The sequence below is a fragment of the Kitasatospora sp. NPDC001664 genome (genome assembly GCF_053596675.1).
The window spans coordinates 290,951-310,960 of sequence record NZ_JBSFGS010000007.1; the positions used below are offsets into that span (position 1 = coordinate 290,951).

General features: G+C 74.0%; 13 protein-coding genes. 6 read left to right on the forward strand and 7 right to left on the reverse strand.

The window, feature by feature from the left end; translation table 11 throughout:
- Window positions 1-31: 31 nt before the first annotated feature.
- A complete protein-coding gene (locus tag ACWCYY_RS13025; protein WP_449796053.1) occupies window positions 32-3,244 on the forward strand; it encodes a non-ribosomal peptide synthetase in 3,213 nt (1,070 codons plus the stop codon).
- On the forward strand, window positions 3,237-4,472 hold the full coding sequence (locus ACWCYY_RS13030) for a cytochrome P450 (RefSeq protein WP_380149681.1): 1,236 nt from the start codon (window positions 3,237-3,239) through the stop codon (window positions 4,470-4,472). The genes ACWCYY_RS13025 and ACWCYY_RS13030 overlap by 8 nt, the downstream gene beginning before the upstream one ends.
- A gap of 19 nt (window positions 4,473-4,491) precedes the next feature.
- Here the strand turns inward: ACWCYY_RS13030 and ACWCYY_RS13035 are convergent, their stop codons facing one another.
- Window positions 4,492-7,281, reverse strand: coding sequence for a BTAD domain-containing putative transcriptional regulator (locus tag ACWCYY_RS13035; RefSeq protein ID WP_449796054.1), 2,790 nt, complete (start codon window positions 7,279-7,281; stop codon window positions 4,492-4,494).
- A gap of 161 nt (window positions 7,282-7,442) precedes the next feature.
- Here ACWCYY_RS13035 and ACWCYY_RS13040 point away from each other — a divergent pair, with 161 nt between their 5' ends.
- Window positions 7,443-8,060: a peptidoglycan-binding domain-containing protein gene (locus ACWCYY_RS13040; protein WP_345284043.1), complete on the forward strand. Its 618-nt coding sequence runs from the start codon at window positions 7,443-7,445 to the stop codon at window positions 8,058-8,060.
- Window positions 8,061-8,201: 141 nt separating this feature from the next.
- The gene (locus ACWCYY_RS13045; protein ID WP_449796055.1) at window positions 8,202-9,095 is read left to right on the forward strand and encodes a hypothetical protein; all 894 of its coding nucleotides are present in this window, start codon (window positions 8,202-8,204) and stop codon (window positions 9,093-9,095) included.
- Window positions 9,096-9,173: 78 nt separating this feature from the next.
- Here ACWCYY_RS13045 and ACWCYY_RS13050 read toward each other — a convergent pair whose 3' ends face one another.
- Window positions 9,174-10,859: a glycoside hydrolase family 64 protein gene (locus ACWCYY_RS13050; protein ID WP_345284046.1), complete on the reverse strand. Its 1,686-nt coding sequence runs from the start codon at window positions 10,857-10,859 to the stop codon at window positions 9,174-9,176.
- A 104-nt stretch (window positions 10,860-10,963) separates the two neighbouring features.
- Entirely contained in the window at window positions 10,964-12,232 is a 1,269-nt protein-coding gene (locus tag ACWCYY_RS13055; protein WP_449796056.1) for a family 16 glycosylhydrolase, read from the reverse strand.
- Window positions 12,233-12,506: 274 nt separating this feature from the next.
- Between ACWCYY_RS13055 and ACWCYY_RS13060 the strand changes: the two genes are divergently transcribed.
- Window positions 12,507-12,941 (forward strand): VOC family protein, encoded by a 435-nt coding sequence (locus tag ACWCYY_RS13060; protein ID WP_449796057.1) that lies wholly within the window; start codon window positions 12,507-12,509, stop codon window positions 12,939-12,941.
- Between the two features lie 93 nt (window positions 12,942-13,034).
- Here the strand turns inward: ACWCYY_RS13060 and ACWCYY_RS13065 are convergent, their stop codons facing one another.
- The 4 genes from ACWCYY_RS13065 to ACWCYY_RS13080 form a co-directional block, all read right to left on the reverse strand.
- Window positions 13,035-15,173, reverse strand: coding sequence for an InlB B-repeat-containing protein (locus ACWCYY_RS13065; RefSeq protein ID WP_449796058.1), 2,139 nt, complete (start codon window positions 15,171-15,173; stop codon window positions 13,035-13,037).
- Window positions 15,174-15,349: 176 nt separating this feature from the next.
- On the reverse strand, window positions 15,350-15,943 hold the full coding sequence (locus tag ACWCYY_RS13070; RefSeq protein WP_380149683.1) for a DUF3105 domain-containing protein: 594 nt from the start codon (window positions 15,941-15,943) through the stop codon (window positions 15,350-15,352).
- Window positions 15,940-17,160, reverse strand: coding sequence for a hypothetical protein (locus ACWCYY_RS13075; RefSeq protein ID WP_380149684.1), 1,221 nt, complete (start codon window positions 17,158-17,160; stop codon window positions 15,940-15,942). Before ACWCYY_RS13075 ends, ACWCYY_RS13070 begins: the two co-directional genes overlap by 4 nt.
- A 173-nt stretch (window positions 17,161-17,333) precedes the next feature.
- Window positions 17,334-18,455, reverse strand: a complete 1,122-nt coding sequence (locus ACWCYY_RS13080) for a ThiF family adenylyltransferase (RefSeq protein ID WP_449796059.1) — start codon at window positions 18,453-18,455, stop codon at window positions 17,334-17,336.
- 573 nt (window positions 18,456-19,028) lie between these two features.
- Between ACWCYY_RS13080 and ACWCYY_RS13085 the strand changes: the two genes are divergently transcribed.
- Window positions 19,029-19,928, forward strand: coding sequence for an ArsR/SmtB family transcription factor (locus tag ACWCYY_RS13085; protein WP_449796060.1), 900 nt, complete (start codon window positions 19,029-19,031; stop codon window positions 19,926-19,928).
- Window positions 19,929-20,010: the final 82 nt, after the last annotated feature.

Sequence of the window (20,010 nt, forward strand, 5' to 3'; positions counted from 1 at the left end):
AGGTGCGGGGCCTACCGAAGGGGCACGAGCGATGACGACGACGACGGCGGCGGACACGGCGGGTCCGTACAGCAGATCACTGGCCGAGCTGTTCGCGGAGCAGGTGCGCAGGAATCCGCAGGAGCTCGCGGTGGAGGGTCCGGAGCTCCGGTACACCTACGCCGAACTCGGCGCGCTGGCCGAGCGGTTCGCCCGCGGACTGGCGGCGGCCGGGATCGGGCCGGGTGCGGTGGTCGGGGTGGTGGGCCGGCGCGGGCCGGAGGCCTGTGCGGCGCTGCTCGGGGTGGCGTACGCCGGGGCTACCTACCTGCCGGTGGACGCCAAGCTGCCCGCGGAGCGGGTGCACGGCATGGTGGCGGACGCCGGCGCGGTGGCGCTGGTCCGGCTGCCCGGGGCCGGACGGCTGGCCGGGGCGGCGGTGCCGGTGCTGCGGTACCAGGAGGTGCTGACGGCTGGCCAGGAGGCGGCGGCGGACACCCCCTTCGCGCTGCCGGAGGGGCAGGCGGCGGCGTACGTGATGTTCACCTCCGGGACGACCGGGCGGCCCAAGGCCGTGGCGGTGCCGCAGCGCGGGGTGGCCCGGCTCTCGGTGGCGAACGGGTTCTTCGAGCCCGGGCCCGGGGACCGGATGCTGCACGCGGCGACGCTCTCCTTCGACGCCTCGGTACTGGAGTTCTGGCCGACCCTGCTCAACGGCGCCTGCCTGGTGCCCGTCGATTCCGAAGTCCTGCTCTCGGCGCCGGAGTTGCAGCGGGTGGTGCGCGAGCGCGGAATCACCGCGCTGTTCCTCACCACCAGCATCTTCCACCGCATCGCCCAGGAGCGGCCGGAGACCTTCGCCGGGCTGCGCCACGTGCTGACCGGCGGCGAGGCGCTGCGCGCCGACGCGGCCCGGCGGGTGCTCGAACTCGGCCGCCCGCAGCGCCTGGTGAATGCCTACGGCCCCACCGAGGCGGCCTGCGTGGCGACCGCCCAGCTGATCACCGCGGTCCCGGACGGAGCGGGCGGCGTGCCGATCGGACGCCCGATCGCCGACACCGTCTGCCACGTGCTGCGCGAGGACGGCGGCCCGGCAGCGGACGGCGAGGAGGGCGAGCTCTACATCGGCGGCCCGGGGATCGCCACCGGCTACCTGAACGATCCCCAGGAGAGCGCGAAGCGGTTCCTGACTTTCGGCGGGACGGACGGCGGGGAACCCGAACGGCTGTACCGCAGCGGTGACTTCGTGGTGCGGCGGCCGGACGGGACGCTGGAGTACCGGGGCCGCCGCGACGACCAGGTCAAGGTGCGCGGCTTCCGGATCGAGCCCGAGGAGGTCCGCCGGGCGCTCACCGCCCACCCCGACGTCACCGACGCCGTGCTGGTCGCGGTCGAGGACGGCACCACCCGCAGTCTGGCCGCCTACGTCGCGATCCGGGCCGGAGCCGCGCCCACGGCCGCCCGGCTGCGCGCGCACCTGGCCGAGCGGCTGCCCGCCTTCATGCTCCCGGCCACCCTCACCCTGCTGGACCGGCTGCCGCTGGCGCCGAACGGCAAGGTGGACCGGGCCGCGCTGCCGGCGCCGGCCGCCCAGGCCGAACGGGAGCAGGCGGACGGCGAGTCGGTGGCCGAGACGGTGGCCCGGGTCTGGGCCGCGCTGCTGCCGGGTGCGGAGGCCGGGGCGGACTCGGAGGAGGTGGACTTCTTCGCGGCCGGGGGCAGCTCGCTGCTGGCCGTGCAGCTCGTCGCCCGGGTCCAGCAGGAGCTGGGCATCGACGACGGCCACAACTTCCAGCTGGTGACCGAGCTGCTGGGCGATCCGGTGCCGAGCGCGTTCGCCGCCGCAGTCGAGCGGGCCGTCACCGAGCAGGACGCGGGACAGGGCACGGCGCAGGGCACGGCGCAGGGCGCAGGCCACGGCACGGGGCACGGCACGGCGCGGGCCGGGGAAGGGGAGGGCGAAGCCGCGCGGGCGGCGGTCGACCGCTGGCGGCCGGACCTGGTGTGGGAGCGGCCGACGGTCACCACCGGCTCGCCGCACCCCGTCTGGCGCAGGCCCCAGCACGTGCTGCTCACCGGGGCCACCGGCTTCTTCGGCGCCTACCTGCTGCGCGAGCTGCTCGACCGCACCGAGGCCCAGGTCCACGTCCTGGTCCGGGCCCGCGACACCGACCACGCCCACCGGCGGTTGGCCGAGGCACAGCTGCGCTACGGCATCGACCGCCCGCTGCCCGCCGACCGCGTCCGCCCGGTGCTCGGCGACCTGGCGCTGCCCCGGCTGGGCCTGAACTCGCTGGAGTGGGACTACCACGCGGACGGCGCCGACCTGATCCTGCACAGCGGAGCCGAGGTCAACTTCCTCTACCCGTACGAGAAGCTGCGCGCCGCCAACGTCGAGGGCACCCGGGAGCTCGTCCGGCTGGCGGCCCGGCGGGCCGTGCCGCTGCACCACGTGTCCACCGCGGCGGTGGTGCACGGCATGGGCGCGGCCGGCGTGCGGGAGGTCACCGAGACCACCCCGCTCTCCCACGTCGAGCTGCTCTCGATGGGCTACACCGAGAGCAAGTGGGTGGCCGAGGAGCTGGTCCGCGGCGCGGGCCGGGCCGGGCTGCCGGTGGCGGTGCACCGCCCGTACGAGCTCTCCGGGGACACCACCTCGTACACCTGGAACAGCGCGGCCGCGCTCTGCGAGTTCTTCCGCGTGATCGCCGAGCTGGGCCTCGCCCCCGAGCTCGACCTGCCGCTCAACCTGGTGCCGATCGACTTCGCGGCCGGCGCGGTGGTGCACCTGGCGACCCGTCACCCCGCCGAGGGGCAGACCTACCACCTGACCAACCCGCGGGAGGCACTGCTCGCCGACTTCGTCGAGCGTCTGCGGGCGCACGGCCACCCCGTCCGCACCGTCGACTACCACGGGTGGGTGGACGCCCTGCTCGACCACCTCGCGGACCGGCCGGACCACCCGTTCGCGCCGTTCGCCCCGCTGTTCACCACGGAGGCCGCCGGCGGCGGGGCCACGGTCGAGGAGCTGGCCACCACCCGGTACTCGCCCCGGATGGACCGGGCCCGGATCGAACGGGACCTGGTCGGCAGCGGACTGAGCTGCCCGCCGGTGGACGCCGCCCTGCTGGACGCCTACCTCGGCTACTTCCACGCCTCCGGGTTCATCCCCGCCCCCGGTGCCGACCCGACCGCGGTCCGGCCCGCCGACCCGACGTCGGCGCGGCTCGCCGACCTGCCCGCCGAGGAGGCCGTCCGTGTCTGAGCTCCTCCAGGCCGGTCCCGTCACCGACCTGTCCGACCCCCGGGCCTTCCTGCCCGACCCGCCCCACCGGCTCTGGCGCGAGCAGCGCCGCAGCGGACTGCTGCACCGTCAGGAGCGGCACGGGGCACCGCCCTTCCTCTCCGTCACCCGCTACCAGGACGTCGACGCCGTGCTGCGGGACGCGACCGGCTACAGCTCCGAGTGGGGCATGACCCTGGACACCTCGCTCGGCGAACGCGACCCGGCGGCCGGCCAGATGATCGAGCTCACCGACCCGCCGCACCACCAGCGGCTGCGCCGCCTGGTCAGCAGCGGGCTGACCCGCTCGGCCGCCCGCACCCTGGACGGGCTGCTCCGCGACCGGGTGCAGGGGTGGGTCGAGCAGGCGGTCCGGGACGGCGAGACCGACTTCGTCGGGGCCGTGGCCGCCCGGGTCCCCTCCGCCGGGGCCGGGATGCTGCTCGGCCTCCCGGAGCGGGAGTGGGCCACCCTGGCCGACCGGGCCAGCCGGGCCGTCTGCGGCTCGCTCGGCGAACACGACCCCGGGGCGGGCGACCTGACGGTGCGACGGCGCTCCACCGCCACCGCCAACGGCCAGCTGCTGATGCACCTGGCCGGGCTGCTGGACCACGCCGAGCTGGCCGAGGACGGCCTGATCCGGCGCCTGCTGGAGGCCGAACTGGACGGGGACCGGCTGACCCGGTCGGAGGTGCTGCTGAACTGCCTCAACCTGGCGATCGGCGGCAACGAGACCACCAAGAACACCATCGCGGCCGGGGTCGCCGCCTTCGCCGCCCACCCCGGGCAGTGGCAGTGGCTGCGGCGCCACCCGGAACACCTCGACCGGGCGATCGAGGAGGTGCTGCGCTGGACCACGCCGCCGCTGCACCTCACCCGCACGGTGGTGCGGCCCACCCGCCTGGCCGGCACCGATCTGGAGCCCGGCGAGCTGCTCTGCCTCTGGATCCCCTCCGCCAACCGCGACGAGGAGGTCTTCGAGGACCCGGACTCCTTCCGCGTCGACCGGGCGGTCAATCCGCACCTCTCGTTCACCAGCGGCAAGCACTTCTGCATGGGTGCGGCCCTGGCGCGCAGTCAACTGCGGCTGGTCTTCGAGGCCTTGCTGGCCCGGGTGGAGGGGTTCACCCTGACCGGGCCGCCGAGCCGCAGGGCCTCCAACTTCGTCGCCGCCTACGACTCCCTGCCGGTGGCCCTGACCCCGGCCTGACGGGAGGGGGAGGGGCGGACTACGGAGAGAGGGGAGCGAGGCCGGCCAGGCGGGTGGCGATCGCGGTGCGGTCCGGGTGGTCCAGCTCCTGGCAGATCGTCAGGGCCTGCTCCAGGGCCGCGCGGAGCTCCTCCGTCCGGTCGAGGGCGGCCAGGGTGTCGGCGAGGTGCACCAGGGTGTCGGCGATCTGGTAGCGCTCGCCGACCTCCTCCTGGATCTCCACGGCCCGGCGGTAGCAGCGGACCGCCTCGGCGTGGTCGGCCAGGTGGTGGTGGGCGTAGCCGAGGCTGTCCCAGGTGTTGGCCTGGGCCCGCCGGTCGCCGATCCGCTCCTGGAGGGTGAGGGCCTCCGTGCAGCGGGCCACCGCTCCGGCGTGGTCCCCGAGTTGGGAGTGGTACCAGCCGGCCGCGTTGAGGGCGTTGGCGCGTCCGACCTCGTGGCCGGCGGTGCGGTAGTGGCCCGCCGCGAGTTCGGCGAAGGCCAGCGCTTCGGGGTGGCGGTCGCCCTGCTGGTCGCACATCCAGCCGAGGTTGAGGTGCACGTGGCCGAGCCCGACCGCGTCGTCGAGGGCGTGGAAGCGGTCCCGGGCCCGCAGGTACTCGGGCTCGGCGAGGTCGAAGTGGCCGAGCCGGGTGCGGGCCCGGGCCAGGTTCATCCCGGTGACGGCCTGCCCCCGCAGGTCGCCCAGCCGGCGGTGCGCCTCCAGCGCCGCGCCCTGGACCGACACCCAGTCGTGCCAGTGGCCCTGCCGGTTGAGGTAGGTGCCGAGCGCCCAGGCCAGCTGCCCCACCGCCGTCGGCAGGCCCGCCGCCTCCGCGTACGCGGTCAGGGCGAGCAGCACCTGGTGCTCGGTGGCGAACCAGGCGAGCGGGTCCTCCACGGTCTCGGGCCGCACACCGGGCAGCGGTGCCGGCAGTACGACCGGGTCGCGGGTGGGGGCGAGCAGGCGGTCGGCGGCCTGCGCGGTCTGGACGTGGTGGTCGAGCATCCGCAGGGCGGCGGCCCGGCCCTCCTCCTCGGCGCCGGGACGCGAACCGTCGGCGCCGTCGGTGAGTTCGGCGGCGAAGGAGCGCAGCAGGTCGTGCAGCGCGTACCGGCCGGGGGCGGGGGAGAGCAGCAGGTGGGTCTCGACCAGCTCGGCGAGCTCGGCCGCCACCGGGTGGCCGGCCAGGCTCGCCGCCGCGGCGGCGCTCAGGTCCGGCCCGGGGTGCAGGCCCAGCAGGCGGAAGAGGCGGGCGGCCGAAGGGCTGAGGGCCCGGTAGGACCAGGTGAACACCGCCTGGACGTCGGTGCTCCGGTCCTCCGGCACCGCGAAGGCCCGAAGGCTTCCCGCCGTGGCCGCCAACTCCGCCGCCAGCGGGCCGAGTCCGGGCTCGGCGCGCAGGGCGGCCCGGGCCGCCAGCACCGCCAGGGCCAGCGGGAGGCCGCCGCAGTGCGCGATCACGGCGGCGGTCGCGGCCGGATCCTGGTCCAGCCGGGCGGAGCCGAGCCGGGAGGAGAGCAGCCGGCGGGCGTCCTCGGCCTCCATGAACGGGAGGAGGAGCGGATGGGCGCCCGCCCCGGCGACCAGACCGGTGAGACCGTTGCGGCTGGTCACCAGCGTGAAGCAGCGCGGGGAACCGGGGAGCAGCGGGCGGACCTGTTCGGAGTCCCGCGCGTTGTCCAGCACGATCAGCATCCGCCGCCCGGCCAGCAGGTCCCGGTAGCGGGCGGCCCGGGCCTGCAGTCCGCGGGGCATCTGCTCGGGCGGGGTGCCCAGGGCCTCCAGCAGGGCGCGGAGGGCCTCCTCCGGCGCGAGCGCGGTGCCGGACGGGCCGAAGCCGTGCAGGTCCAGGTAGAGCTGGCCGTCCGGGAAGCGCTCGGCGGCCAGGTGGGACCAGTGCACGGCGAGCGAGGTCTTGCCGATGCCCGCCGCACCGGCCACGGCGGTGATCACCACGGTGTTGCCGACCGTGCCGGCCAGCTCGTCCAGGCGGGCCAGCTCGACGGTGCAGCCGACGAAACCGGGGACGGCGCGCGGCAGCTGACGGACCGGCCGGGGGCCGGCGGCGGCCGGGGTCTCCAGCGTGCGGTCCTGACGGAGCATCCGTCCGTGCAGCCGTCTCAGCTCCGGCGTGGGCTCCACCCCCAGGTCGGTGACCAGGCGCTCGTGCAGCGCGCGGTAGGCCGCCAGCGCCTCGGCCTGCCGCCCGTCCCGGTAGAGCGCGAGCAGGTGGAGGGCGTGCAGCCGCTCCTGGTACGGGTGCTCGGCGAGCAGAGCCGGGAGTGCCACCGTCAGCTCGTGGTGCCGGCCGAGCGCCAGGGCCGAAGCGGCCCACCCGGTCAGGGCCTCCAGCCGCAGCTCCGCGAGCCGCCGCCGCTCGGCGAGCACCAGCGAGGAGTCCTCCAGGTCGGCGAAGGCCTCGGTCCCGTGCCAGAGCGCCAGCGCGCCCTCCCAGCCGGCCAGCGCCGCGGCGGACCGGCCGGCCTCCTGCGCGGAGCGGGCGCCGCGGACGGCGGCTTCGAAGACGAGCGAGTCCAGCTCCTCCGCGGAGGCGGCCAGGCGGTAGCGGCCGTCCTGGTGGCGGATCCGGTCGGCGTCGCCGAGCAGTCGGCGGAGCTGGTGCACGTAGACCTGGACGGCCTTGCGGGCGGTGCGCGGCGGCGGGCCGGGCCAGAGCTGATCGGTGATCAGGTCGACCGACACCGGCCGGTCGGGGCGGCTGAGCAGGACGGCCAGCAGACGGCGCTGCATCGCGGAGGAGAGTGGCTGGACCTCCCCGCCGGGGCCGAGCACGGACAACGGACCCAGGACCCTGAACCTGATCATGCTTCCCTACGCGTGGGCGAGACGGTGGTGGGTGGTCGCGGTGCGGGGAGACCGGCCGGCGGCGTGCCGATTAACCGTCAATTTACCGGCCCCGGCCAGCGTGAGGGCCATCGGAACCCGGATGCGGACGTACTCCGGGACATCGCAGCGAGAGGACCACCATGCGACGCGCACACCTCCGCGGGATCGCCGGCCGCCGGGCCGGGCGACTGGCCGCCGTGCTCGGCCTGGCCGTGCTGGGCACGGCCGGCCTGTCCGGGACCGCCTTCGCGGGCAACGGCGGCGCCGACGGAAACAGCTTCGTCGACGGCGGCGGCGCCCTCACCGACGACTGGGGCGACCACTACGGCGAGCTCGGGCACTCGCTCTGCAACGGCTGCGCCCACTCCAAGAACACCGACCTGGTGCTGATGTGGCAGGCAGTGCTGTTCGCCGACGAGCTGCTGCAGAAGTCGGACCTGGACGGCCAGTTCGGCCCGAGGACCGAGGCGGCCACCCGGAAGTGGCAGGCCCGGTACGGGGTGGGCGTCGACGGTCAGGTGGGCAACCAGACCTGGAGCCGGGCCGACGACATGCTGGAGTGGGGAACGCCCAACACGGTGCTGTACATCAACCGGTACCAGGGCACGGTCACCTTCACCCGCGGCGACTCCGGCAACCTCAACGGCGCGTACGAGCTGTTCGGCGCCGCGCCCAACGGAGCCGGCGACGCGAGCGCCGACTTCCGCAGCTCCGGTCACCGCGTCCAGTTCTACAGCAGGACCGTCACGGTGAGCTGACGCCCGCCGGGGCCGGACCGCGCCGCCCCGGGCCCGCAGGGGAGGCCCGGGGCGGTGCGGTCCGGGTTCACGAGGTCCGCACAAGCTCTTCAAAGGGCCGGGGAGCTGGGAGAACTGACAGGTGTTCTATTATTTCGGGCCATGACGGAGCAACGGGGATCATGGCCGAACGGCATCGGCGAGCCGGTGGTGACCACGGCGGCGGAGCCCGACTGGCAGGCCATGGCGGACCGTCACGAGGAGCAGCGCAGGCGGCGCAAGCAGCTGCGCACGGTGGCGCTCGGCGTGGTCGCGACCGCCGCCGTCGGCGGCATGGTGGCCCTCGCGCTGCCCGGCGGCGGCAAGGGCCAGGCGGCGACGGACGGCACGGGCGGTGGCGGGAGCGGCCGTCCGGTTGCCGCGGGGGAGGACACCGCCTCGATCCCCGGGGGCGACACCGCGTCACCCACCGGGGAGCCCTCGGCCACCGCGCCGGCGGAGGCGTCGCCCTCCGGGTCGGCCTCCGCCTCCACGGCGGGCACGCCCTCGCCGGGTGCCTCGTCCGGGCCCTCCGCGACCGGCCGGGCCACCGGCGGCCCGAGCCGCCCCGCGACCGCGCCGCCCGGCCAGCCGACCCAGCCCGGCAGCACCTCGGGGCCGCAGCCGCCCGTCACCCAGCCCGCCCCCGGCACCACCTCGGCGAAGCCGCCGGCCCCGACGCCGACCCAGAGCCCCGGCAAGTACTACAGCCCGACGGAGATCTGCGGGAGCGGGTTCAACGTCATCGACCAGCACAGCCTCGGCGCGGCGACGGTCTACCTGCTCTACAAGTCCGCCACCGGCGACAACTGCGTCACCACCGTGGTCACCAAGCCGGCCGGGCCGGTGCCGATGAACGCGACGCTGGCGGTCAAGGGCGGCGCCTCGGGCAGCAACCCGGGGAACTTCGCCTCCTACGCGGGCCCGGTGGTCAAGCGTGCCCCGGACACCTGTGTCCAGTGGGGCGGCTCCTACCAGGGCACCAGCTGGACCAGCGGCTGGACCCACTGCGGCTGAGCCGCCCACGACACGGGGACGCCCCGCTCCGAGGGGGGAGAGCGGGGCGTCCGTCCTGGGTCGGGTGGTGAGCGGGCGTCAGGCGAAGGTGAACCAGTTGAGGTTGACGAAGTCGGCCGGCTGGCCGCTGTCGAAGGTCAGGTAGACGTCCCGGACGCCGGTGGTGCGGGCGATGTCGGCCGGGACGGTGCGCCAGGCCTGCCAGCCGCCGGTGGAGGCGAGGGCGAGGCTGCCGACCGGGGTGGCGGTCGGGCTGCCCAGGCGGACCTGGATCAGGCCGCTGACTCCGGCCGCGGCGCCGGAGGCGACCCGGGCGGAGAAGCGGGTGGCGCCGGCGGAGCCGAAGTCCAGGCTGTAGCGGAGCCAGTCGCCGTTGGCCAGCCAGCCGACGTCCGAGCCGCCGCCGGTGTCCGAACAGGCCTCCACCTGGGCGCCGTTCTGGGCGCGGAAGGACTCGGCCTGGACGGTGGAGAAGGCGCTGACGGTGCCTCCGGTCGGGGTCGGGCTGGGGGAGGGGCCGGGGCCGGCGGTGGTGCCGCCGACCGTGATGGTCCACAGCCGTGGGTCGCCCGACTGGACCTTGCCCTCGAAGTCGGTGCCCGCGGGGTGCACGTCGTCGTAGGGGAAGGCGTAGCCGAGCCGGTCGGCGGTGGTGGAGTGCAGGATCCGGGCGTAGTGGTTGGTGCGGGGCTTGGTGTAGAAGGCGGCCGGGTTCTCGTTGGTGGGCTGCAGCGCGTTGTCCAGGAGGGTGGTGCGGTTGAACGCGGCGGCCAGGCGGGCGCTCAGATTGCCCATCAGGTCGTTGCCGGTGGTGAACGGCGCGTCGCTGCAGGAGAAGACCGCCAGGGTGGAGGGGCGGCCGAAGCTGCCCACGCCCGGGAAGGTCAGGGTCTCGCCGGAGACCCGGCCGGTGACGGTGCCCCAGGTGAACTGGGTGTCGATCCTCAGGTCGGTGGTGCGGTACTTGCTCCAGACCTGGTCCACGTAGGAGTCGAAGTACCCGGCGAAGAGCGAGGTGTTGCCGCGGATGGCCAGGTTGGGGCTGAGCACGCGCAGGTCGGCGCCGTTGCGGTTGACCACCAGGCGGCTCCAGTCGCTGCCGTCGGCGGTGGACTGGCCGCGCAGCGCGGCGGCCACCCTGGCCAGGCCGTCGGCGGGCAGGCCGGCCACCGTCTGGGTGCCCTGACCGGTCTCCAGGCGGAACGAGATCGGCAGGCCGACCATGTCGACGAAGGTGATGTTGGCGTACAACTGGTCCGCGTTGTACGTGAATTCGCAGAAGTCGTGCCGGACGTCGATGTTCGGGTCGCTCGGGTTGGAGACCGAGGGCAGGGCCAGCCCGCCGCCGAGGTTCATCAGGAAGGTGAGCTTGGCGCCGACCGAGAAGTAGATCCGCCCGCTGTCCAGCCGGGGCAGGGTGATCCGGCGCGGGCCGGCGCCGGAGGCGTTCAGCGCGATGGCGCAGTCCACGCCGAGCGGGGTCTGGTTGGCGGGCGGGTTCGGCGGCCGGTACAGCGAGACGCCGTCGGAGCGCAGGAAGGCCCAGCTGCCGCCCGCCGAGGGGTCGCGGCCGACCACGTAGGCGTAGACGGTGTTGCTTCCGGTGGTGTTGGCCAGGTCCAGTGCCAGGGTGGGGGTGGTGGCGGCGCTGGCGGCGGACGTGGCGCGGAGCAGACCGCCCAGGGCGGGGACGGCGAGGGCCGCGCCGGCGGCGGTGAGCACGCCTCGCCGGGAGAGCGGCGGGCGGTGGTGACGGTGCGTCATGGGTGGCGGTGTCCGTTCTTCGCGTGGGGGGGGTGAAGAGGGCGGAGGGTGGACGCTGCGGAGAGGGACGGGACGGGGCAGGGAGCCCGAGGGGGTGGGGTGGATCAGCCGAGCGTCCAGCGCTGGTTGGCGCCGCCGTTGCAGGTCCACAGGATCAGGCGGGTGCCGTCGGCGGAGGAGCCGCCGGCGGCGTCCAGGCACTTGCCGAGGGCGCGGACGGTGCCGTCGCCGTTGATGCTCCACTGCTGGGCGTTGGTGCCGTTGCAGGTGTAGAGCTGGATCGCGGTGCCGTCGGCGCTGTTGGCGGCGTCGACGTCCAGGCACTTGCCGAGGGCGCGGACGGTGCCGTCGCCGGTGGTCCACTGCTGGGCGGCGTTGCCGGTGCAGTTGTGCAGCTGGATCGGGGTGTGGTCGGCGCTGGAGGCACCGGCCACGTCCACGCACATGCCGCCGATGCCGGAGATCTGGCCGGTGCGGGTGGGGCCGCCGTTGGAGGTGGAGGCGCGGACGTAGTCCACCGTCATGGTCTGCGGGTAGGTGGAGGAGCCGTCCGGGCTGCCCGGCCAGTCGCCGCCGACGGCCAGGTTGAGGATCAGGAAGAACGGGTGGTCGAAGACCCAGCGGTTGCCGTTGGTGTCGGCCGTGGTGCGGGTCCGGTAGGCCTGGCCGTCCACCGACCAGGTGATGGAGCCCGGGCTCCAGTCGACGGCGAAGACGTGGAAGGCGTCGGCGAAGGCCTGGCCGCCCGGGAGGCTGTAGGCGGAGCCGAGGCCGGCGGCACCGGAGTAGCCCGGGCCGTGCAGGGTGCCGTGCACGGTGGAGGGCTCGCGGCCGATGTTCTCCATGATGTCGATCTCGCCGCTGTTGGGCCAGCCCACCGAGCCGAGGTCGTTGCCGAGCATCCAGAACGCGGGCCAGATGCCCTGCCCGCGCGGGATCTTGATCCGGGACTCGAAGTGGCCGTAGGCCTGGGTGAAGGTCTGCGCGGTGTTCATCCGGGCCGAGGTGTACTGACAAGTGCCGTACCAGCAGCCGAGGTTGGTGTTGGTGTTGCGGCGGGCGGTGATCACCAGGTTGCCCTGGCCGTCCTGGGCGGCGTTGGCGTTGCCGCCGGTGTAGTACTGGAGCTCGTGGTTGCCGAAGCCCGAACCCCCGGTCTCCATCGTCCACTTGCCCGGATCGGGGGCGGCCCCGGAGGGCCCGTTGAACTCGTCCGCCCAGGTGGTGACGGCCGCCGCCGCGGCGGCCGGGGCAGGGGTGACGGCGGCCGGTTCGGTGCGGGCCGCGGTGGGGCCGGCCAGGGTGAGGACGGCGGCGAGTGCGGGCAGCAGGACGCCGAGCAGGCGGCGGGGCCTGCGGAGTGTGGCAGCCATGGATGGCCTCTCTGTGGGGTGAGAGCGCTCTCTGAAATGACGTGGCCTTGCCTTGCTCGCCTGAATGGTACGGAGGGGTGGTCGTCATGGCAATGTCAGGCGCAGGGCTCTGACCTGCTGTGCTCTGAATCTCCGTCAGTTCGGGTGCGGCGGTGGGGGCTTCTGTCGGGTTGAGAGCGCTTTCTCGGGTGCGGAGTGCGGCGTTGCGCCGTGCGGCGGGATGCGGTCTGCGGGACGGTGGGAGCCAACCGTCAGCGCGAGGAGGAGAACCGCCGTGAACTGGACGCTCGAGGTCGTCCCCGTCCCGGTCACCGACCTGGACCGGGCCAAGGAGTTCTACGCCGAGAAGATCGGCTTCAAGGTGGACCTGGACAGCGAAGTCGCCCCGGGCGTGCGGATCATCCAGCTGACGCCGCCGGGTTCGCGCTGTTCGGTGGTGATGATGTCCGGCATGCCGCCGGGCGCGGAAGGAGAGGGCGGGATGGTGCCGGGCACCCTTCAGGGGATCCAGCTCTGCGTCACCGACATCGAGGCCGCCCACGCCCAACTCGTCGCGCGGGGCGTGGAGGTGAGCCCGGTGCGGCACCTGGGCGAGAGCGGCTGGGCCGACGGCAAGGGCGGGGAGTGGAACTCCTTCCTGTCCTTCACCGACCCGGACGGCAACGGCTGGACGGTGCAGGAGGCACCGACGGAGCTCGCCGAGCGCTGAGCCCGCCGCTGCCGGGATGGCGCTCGTGACAGCGCAGGTCCCCGGGCCCGCCAACGGAGTTGGCGGGCCCGGAGACGGTGTGCGGTCGGTGTCCTAGCCGCGAACCCTGCGGCGCCGCCGGGCCACGAGGATGCCACCGGCCGTCATGGCCAGGCCTGCGGTCAGGGCGGTGGCGACGAGCGGGACGGGCAGGCCGGTCGACGGCAGCTCGGACCTGGCGCTCTCCGTCGCGGACGGGGTCGGCCGGGCCGGAACCGGCGGGCCGGGCGGGGTCGGCGGGTTGACGACGGACTGCTGATCCGGGCTCGGCGGGACAGGCGGGTTGGGGACGGTCGGCGTCGGCGAAGAGGTCGGTGTGGGTGCCGGGCTCGGGCTGGATGTGGGCGTGGGGCTGGGGCTGGGCGTGGGTGTCGGGGTCGGGCTGGGGCTGGGCGACGGCGTGGGCGTCGGTGTCGGTGTCGGTGTCGGTGTCGGGGTGGGCACGACCACGTCGGACTTCGTGAAGGTCGCGGTCAGCGCGGTGTCCTGGTCGAGGGTGAGCTGGTGCACCGGTGTCGTCGCGACCAGGCCGCGTCCGGCGGGTCCGGTCTCGCTGTTCCAGCCGGTGAAGGTCCAGCCCGGTGTCGGAGTGGCCGTCAGGGTCACGGTGGAGCCGCACCGGTAGGGCGCCGGGCGGTCCGCGGTGACCGTCCCTCCGTCGGCCGGCTGTGTCCGGAGGGTCAGCGCGCAGTCGACCTGGGCGAATCGAGCCTCCAGGACCGAGTCGGCGTCGACCGGGACGCTCACCGAGGTGTCGGTGTCCGCCAACGCGGTCCCGTTGAGGGACCAGCCGATCAGGCGGTGGTTGGGGTTGGCGGTCGCGGTGGCGTGGACCAGGGAGCCCTTGGTGTAGGGGCCGGGGACGTCGGCCGTCGCGCTGCCGCCGGTGTCGGGTGTGGACTTGACGGTCAGTCGGCAGTAGACGGCGGGGGTCTTCTCGGGTTGCATCGCGGCGACGACCGGCGCGTTCCTGCGGATCATCCGTACCGCGTCGGAGGGCTGCGCCGCCGTGTCGGGCGCGCCCAGGGGCTCGCCCTGGTAGGTGGCGGTGGCGTCGGAGTAGCGGTTGATCCGCTCGCAGCCGGCGCAGCCGCCGGGGTAGGCCATGATGGTGCGCCACTTCTTGCTGGGCGGGATCCAGCCGTGGGCGTAGGGGTACTTGCCGGGCTCGGGTTCGGCGACCCAGTCGTGGTCGAGGCCGAGGTTGTGGCCCAGCTCGTGGCCGAAGGTGAGGTTGGGGACGGCGGTGACGTTCATCATGAAGAACATCCGCTTGCCGCTGGTGGGGCGCGGGTCCTGGACGAAGGAGCCGGTGCCGGTGCCCACGCTCTGCAGCAGTGCGATGTCGTCGGCCGCGTACTTGGTCCACAGCTCGTTGTCGCCGGCCCATGTGCGGTAGGGCGCGGTCTCGTCGGGGTTCTCGGCCGGGAGCCCGGGCTCGTCCTCGGCCGGGCCTGTGTGCACCAGCCGCACGCGCGTCGCCAGCGCACTGTTGGTGAAGCCCCGGTTGGTCAGGTCCACGGCGAGCTTCGCCTGGGCCTCGACCTTCTGCTCGCCACCGGCCTTGGCCGCGGCCTCCTTGGTGTAGAAGACGGCGATGTCGATGGTGTTCACGTCCTTGGCGCCCTGGCAGTCTCCTGACGTGTCCTCGCGCAGGGACGGCTTCGCGACCGAGGGCGCGGGCACCACCGGGTCCTCCGGCGGCTCCTCCACCCCGTCGTCGGGGTGGCCCGGCCTGCCCTCGCTCATCGCCGGGTCCAGCTCCTGCACGCGCACCCTGCCGGCCGTGGTCGAGGCCAGCGTGTAGGTGTGGCCTCCGGTGAAGATCTGACCGGCCATCAGGGCGGCGGAGGCGTCGGGGCCCGAGCACAGGGCATCGAAGTGGAAGTCGGCGGACCCCTCCGGATCCCCGGCGACCCGCGCCGCCCAGTCGACCTCGCCCGCGGGCCCCGAGCGGACCTGACCGCCCGTCACCTCGACGGTCACGTCGGGGAACAGCCGCAGCACGGTCTCCGGAGTCGGGTCGGTCTCCCGGGCCTGGCCGCAGAGCTGGGAACGGGCCTCGCCCGGATCCCAGGAGACCTCCGCCGTCCGCAGCACCGGACCCTGAGCACCGGAGTCGGCGGCGATCCGCGCCGGTGCGATGCGGGTGGCCCCGGCCCGGCCGGGCGAGGCCGTCGCCGATCCGGTCACGGCTGACAGGGCCACCGCCGAGAGGACCAGCAGGCTCGGTACCGAGAGTGATCGCCCTTCGCCACCATGTGATCGCATGTCTTGAAGGACAGCACGCCGCCGGGCCGGAGCCGCGCATTGCTCTCGCGGCTTCATCCGATCGGCCCCAAGGGCTCACCGGGTGCGGAGCGTTCGCATCAGCACGGGTCGGGTCGGGTCCATTCGTGGCTGTACCGTCCGCGCAGGGCCAGGACGAAGCGGGTGACCCGGTCCTCGGACGAGTCGTCGAAGGCGTCGAGCAGGTCGATCCGCCCCCAGGCGGTCAGGGCGACGCCGTGGCCGAGCTTCGGGTAGGGCGCGAGCACCACGTCCGCGGGGTGGCGCCGGGCGATCGAGCTCAGCGTGCGGACCGTGGCCTCCGGGGTGTCGGCGGCGTACTGGATCACCACGTGGCCGTGTTCGAGCGCGTGCACGGTCAGGCCCTCGCGCAGTGGCGAGTCGTAGACGCCGGGGGCCACGCTGAAGGCGAAGTGCGGTCCCGAGGTCGGCGGCAGCGAGTTGTACTGCGCGAGATCGGCCTCGCTCTCCGGGATGTGAGGGCTGGTCAGCAGCGGGACCGCCCGGCCGGGAAGGCACGGTGCCTCCCTGTTCTCGGCCACCGGCCGGGCGGCGGATCCCCGTGCACCGCCCACCAGGTCGCGCCACTGGTTCACGGCGAACGGCACGGCGGCGGCGAGCAGCACGGCGAGGACGAGGGCGCGCCAGAGCCACTGCGAGAGTCGTCGGTTCACCGGAGCACCCCCGCGATCCGGAGCCGCCGCTCGCGCAGGGCCAGCAGCGGGGGCAGCAGGACCTGGGCGGCGACCAGCAGCACCGTGCCGGTGGCCTCCCAGAACGCCACCGTGGTGACCGCGAAGGCCAGCACGTTCGGGATCACCCAGGCGATGATCCCGATGGCGAACGGCAGGCCGAGCCGGAAGACCATCCAGCAGGTGGCGGCCAGGCCGACGGCGTAGACCAGCGCGAACCAGGAGGCCACCCGCCGGTCGCGGTCCCCGGCCGATGCGAGCTCCCGCGCCTCCGGCTCGGCCAGGGTGACCATGCGCCGCTTGACGGTGAGCCAGGTGACCCGGTTGAGGTTGTGGCAGCGCAGGGCGTTGGCGAGGACGGCGTAGCCGTCGCTGCGCAGGAAGACGCCGAACCACTGCCAGGCGATGGCCGTCAGCTGGTTGAGGACCACCAGGCCGAGCAGGCGGTCGGTCAGGCCCGTCAGTTGGATCAGCTCCCGGTGGTGGAGCAGCCGCAGCCCCAGCGCCACGGCCAGCACCACCGCGTCGAAGGCCATGCCGGCCAGGATCGGTCCGTAGCGCCGTCGGCGCGGGACGGACACGATCTGGCTGATGTCGGTCTCGAAGACCAGGAAGACGCCGCGGTGGCTTAGGCGGAAGGCGGCGGGCACCCCCTCCGCCCGCGCGGCCATCCAGTGCCACGCCTCGTGGACCGCGCCGAGCGCCAGCCGCAGCAGGACGAACACCAGCAGGGAGAGTGTCGGATCGGCCAGGATCCACGGACTCTCCCACGAGGGCCGCAGGTCCGCCTCGAAGGTCAGGAGTACGGCCGACAGCAGCGCGCAGCTCGCGTAGAAGGTCCAGGTGACCGGGCCGAAGAACCAGGTGGCGGCCTTCGGGCTGATGCCCTCGATCCATCTGATCTCGCGCCCGTCGGCCCGCTCGGACGCGTTGCCCACCGGGTCGAGCAGCCCGATCTCGGTGAGCTCCGCGAGGAAGTCGGCTCCGTCGACCTCCTCGCCGGCCACCTCGCCGGCCCGTGCGGTGGCCGCCTGGAGCGACGCGCCGGCCTGGAGGGCGAGGACGAAGGCCGCGCCGGGCTCCGGTACCGCGACGTACAGGCCGAGGTCGGGCCGGCCGAGCACGTGGTCGGTCCCGTCGTGGGCCACGGTCACCGGCGACACGCGCTCGCGCAGTCCGGCACTGTGGTTGGTCTCCATGTCCGCTCCGGAAGATCTGGTGCGAGGCCGCACCCCGGGTGGGGCCGGGGCGCGGCCTCGCGACATGTGCGTCGTTCGCTACCGGCTCACGTCACGTCAGCAGCACGTGGCGAGGGCCTCGGGGATGCACACCTGGGTCAGCCGGGTGTTCTCGATCCGCTGGATCTTGAGCTTCACTGTTCGTCACCTCCTCTCCGGTCGGGAACGGGGGCGCCACCGCCGGGCGCCCCGGAACCGCAGACCCCGCAGGCGGGGTCCCTGGTCCACGCACCCCGGGTCATCGAGCACCCGGAGGCGAAGTCGACGGAGAGCGGGCGGCCGGCGTGGGCCGGCGGCTCGAATCCGGTCAGCAGCCGCAGCACCTCGAAGGCGGCGAGGGCTCCGAGCAGGCCGGCCACCGGGCCGATGGACCGGTTGAGCGCGGGCGCGCCGTCCAAGGGATGCCGGGCCGCCCCGGCCTCCGGGGGCGCCGCCCCGGCGATGGAACGGGGACCGCAGGCGAGGCAGGCGCTGACCCCGGGGACGACCGAGTACACGAGGCCCTCGGTGACCAGCATCCCGGCGCGCACGAACGGGATCCGGCGTGCGGCGCAGGCCGCGTTGACCCAGAGGTCGACCGCTGCGGGCTGGTCGATGCCGGCCATCACCACGTCCGGCCGGTGCTCGTCGAGCAGCCGTGCCACCGTCTCCGGGCCGTCGACGTCGGCGGTCACCGAGGTGACCTCCACCTCGGGGTCGTAGGCCCGCACCCAGGCCCGAGCGCGCTCGACCTTGGAGGCGCCGATGTCCTCCCAGCGGTTCAGGTACTGGCGGGCGAAGTTCCTCGGCTCGACCGTGTCACGGTCCGTCAGGGTGAGCCGTCCGATGCCGAGTCCGCAGAAGTGCGGGACGGTGTTGGCGTTCAACCCGCCGGCGCCCAGGACCAGGACGTGGGCCTGACGCAGCGCCAGCTGGAAGTCCTCGCGGCTACGGGCGAGCGTGGCGAAGGATTCGAAGAAGGCCAGGTTGGAGTGGTGCCGTTCGGCCGCTCCGCTGGTGAGCCGGCCGAGCCGGTCGGCGTCCTCCAGCAGTCCGCAGGAGTCGAACTCGGCCACCGCCTCGGACAGGTCCGTGGGGGAGAGGCCCATCTCGACCGCCAACTCCTCGACGGTGCGCGTGCCTTCGCGCAGCAGTTCCAACAGCTTCTCGACCTGACCGGTCGGGTCCTCCACCAGCAACTGGTCGCGCCGGTCGTGGGCCACCCGCAGCGATTCGCCGGCGCGTTCCCACAGCACGGTCTTGAGTCGGGGCCGCAACGCCACTCACCTCCCGCTCGAACTGGCTCGGTTCCGGACCGGTTTCCGGCCGTCGGGCCGGAACTCCGGTGCTTTCGGGGCCAGCGTTCCAGGTGCGGTCGAGCATCCTCCACGCCTTTAAGCCAGGCCTGAAAGACCCAGCTGCACGCGGTGGGGCCGGGGCGGCCGGCCGACCGGGATCGGTGCCGATGCGCCGGATGCCCGATATTTCGATTCCGGTGCTGAATGGGTGGGAACTTCCCCCGTATGTGCTGGTTCCGGCCACCGGTCGGGCCGGACGAAAGGGCTTCGTACGCCATGGACATGGCGCCTATGCTGGGTCGGCGCGGCCGGGGAGGGAATGGGGTCGCGCATGGCCGGCGAGGGACGAATACGGGGCGGGTGGGGTACGGGTTGGGCGTTCTGCGCATTCATTTCACGGGGGCCGATCTGGTGCGGACGAGGGTCGCGGACCGTCCCGATCCACTGTGGGAAACGGTTCTGAGCCTGCGTGCGCTGCAGTGCCGGACGGGGTGGCCGGATGCCGACGAGCGGCGGCGCGGAATCGTGCTGCGGCATGCGGACGAATTGCGCATGCTTCTTCCCCTGGTCCGCCGGAAGGGCTACTTTCCGGATTTCCTCACCCCTCCCGAAGGCGCCCTCGGTTTCGACGAGGGGCTGGAGGCGCTGCTGCACACCGCCAAACCCCGCCTCGGCCGGGACTTCGCGGTCCTCGGGTCGGAAACGAAACTCCCTTCCTGGGCAAGGGACTTGGCCGACGGGCGGCCGGCCGCGCTGGACCGGCTGGGTGCCGCGCTGCACGGGTACTACCGAGGAGCGGTGGCCCCGGTCGAGGAGGCGATGCGGACCCGGGTGCGGGTGGAGCGCGCCACCCGGATGCGGGTCATGGACGAGTCGGGGATCGAGGCCATGCTCGCCGGTCTGCACCCGAGCATGCGGTGGGAGTCACCGGTGCTGGAGGTCGACTACTCGGTGGACCAGGAGCTGCACCTGAACGGACGCGGCCTGCTGCTCGTGCCGACGATGTTCCGCAGCCGCACACCGGTCTCCCTGCTGGACCCGGCGCTCCCGCCGATCCTCACCTATCCGATCCCGCGGGAGGAGCGTCCGGGCGCGGCGGGGGCCGCCCGACGACTGGAGCCGCTGCTGGGGCGGACCAGGGCGGCCGTGCTCTGCACCATCGAGGACGGCAGCCGGGCGACCACCGAGCTGGCCCGGCTGCTCGAGGTGTCCGCCGCGTGCATCAGTCAGCACACCGCTGTGCTGCGGAAAGCGGGGCTGATCAGTTCGGACCGGCACCGCAGCCTGGTGCTGCACACCCTGACACCCCTGGGGGCCGCGCTGCTCCGCGGAGCCTGCGCCGGGACGACCCCGGGAGCGGCGTCGTACCGGCTGCCGAGGCCCGGTGGTGCGGGCTCCGTGGCCCCCCGTGACACCGTTCCGCCGCAGAGGTCGCCGGCCGATGGCGGCTGAGCAGGTTCGCCGGGCCCAAGGCGGCGGTGCGCCCGACACCCCCCTCCGTGCGGTGACCCCGACCGGTGATCGGCAGCCCACC

Bases quoted from the DNA above. Each gene is read 5' to 3' on its own strand.
- ACWCYY_RS13075 (WP_380149684.1), bottom strand. From the start codon at position 17,160: ATGGAGACCAACCACAGTGCCGGACTGCGCGAGCGCGTGTCGCCGGTG.
- ACWCYY_RS13050 (WP_345284046.1), bottom strand. From the start codon at position 10,859: ATGACGCACCGTCACCACCGCCCGCCGCTCTCCCGGCGAGGCGTGCTC.
- ACWCYY_RS13045 (WP_449796055.1), top strand. From the start codon at position 8,202: ATGACGGAGCAACGGGGATCATGGCCGAACGGCATCGGCGAGCCGGTG.
- ACWCYY_RS13055 (WP_449796056.1), bottom strand. From the start codon at position 12,232: ATGGCTGCCACACTCCGCAGGCCCCGCCGCCTGCTCGGCGTCCTGCTG.
- ACWCYY_RS13040 (WP_345284043.1), top strand. From the start codon at position 7,443: ATGCGACGCGCACACCTCCGCGGGATCGCCGGCCGCCGGGCCGGGCGA.
- ACWCYY_RS13085 (WP_449796060.1), top strand. From the start codon at position 19,029: ATGCTTCTTCCCCTGGTCCGCCGGAAGGGCTACTTTCCGGATTTCCTC.
- ACWCYY_RS13025 (WP_449796053.1), top strand. From the start codon at position 32: ATGACGACGACGACGGCGGCGGACACGGCGGGTCCGTACAGCAGATCA.
- ACWCYY_RS13035 (WP_449796054.1), bottom strand. From the start codon at position 7,281: ATGATCAGGTTCAGGGTCCTGGGTCCGTTGTCCGTGCTCGGCCCCGGC.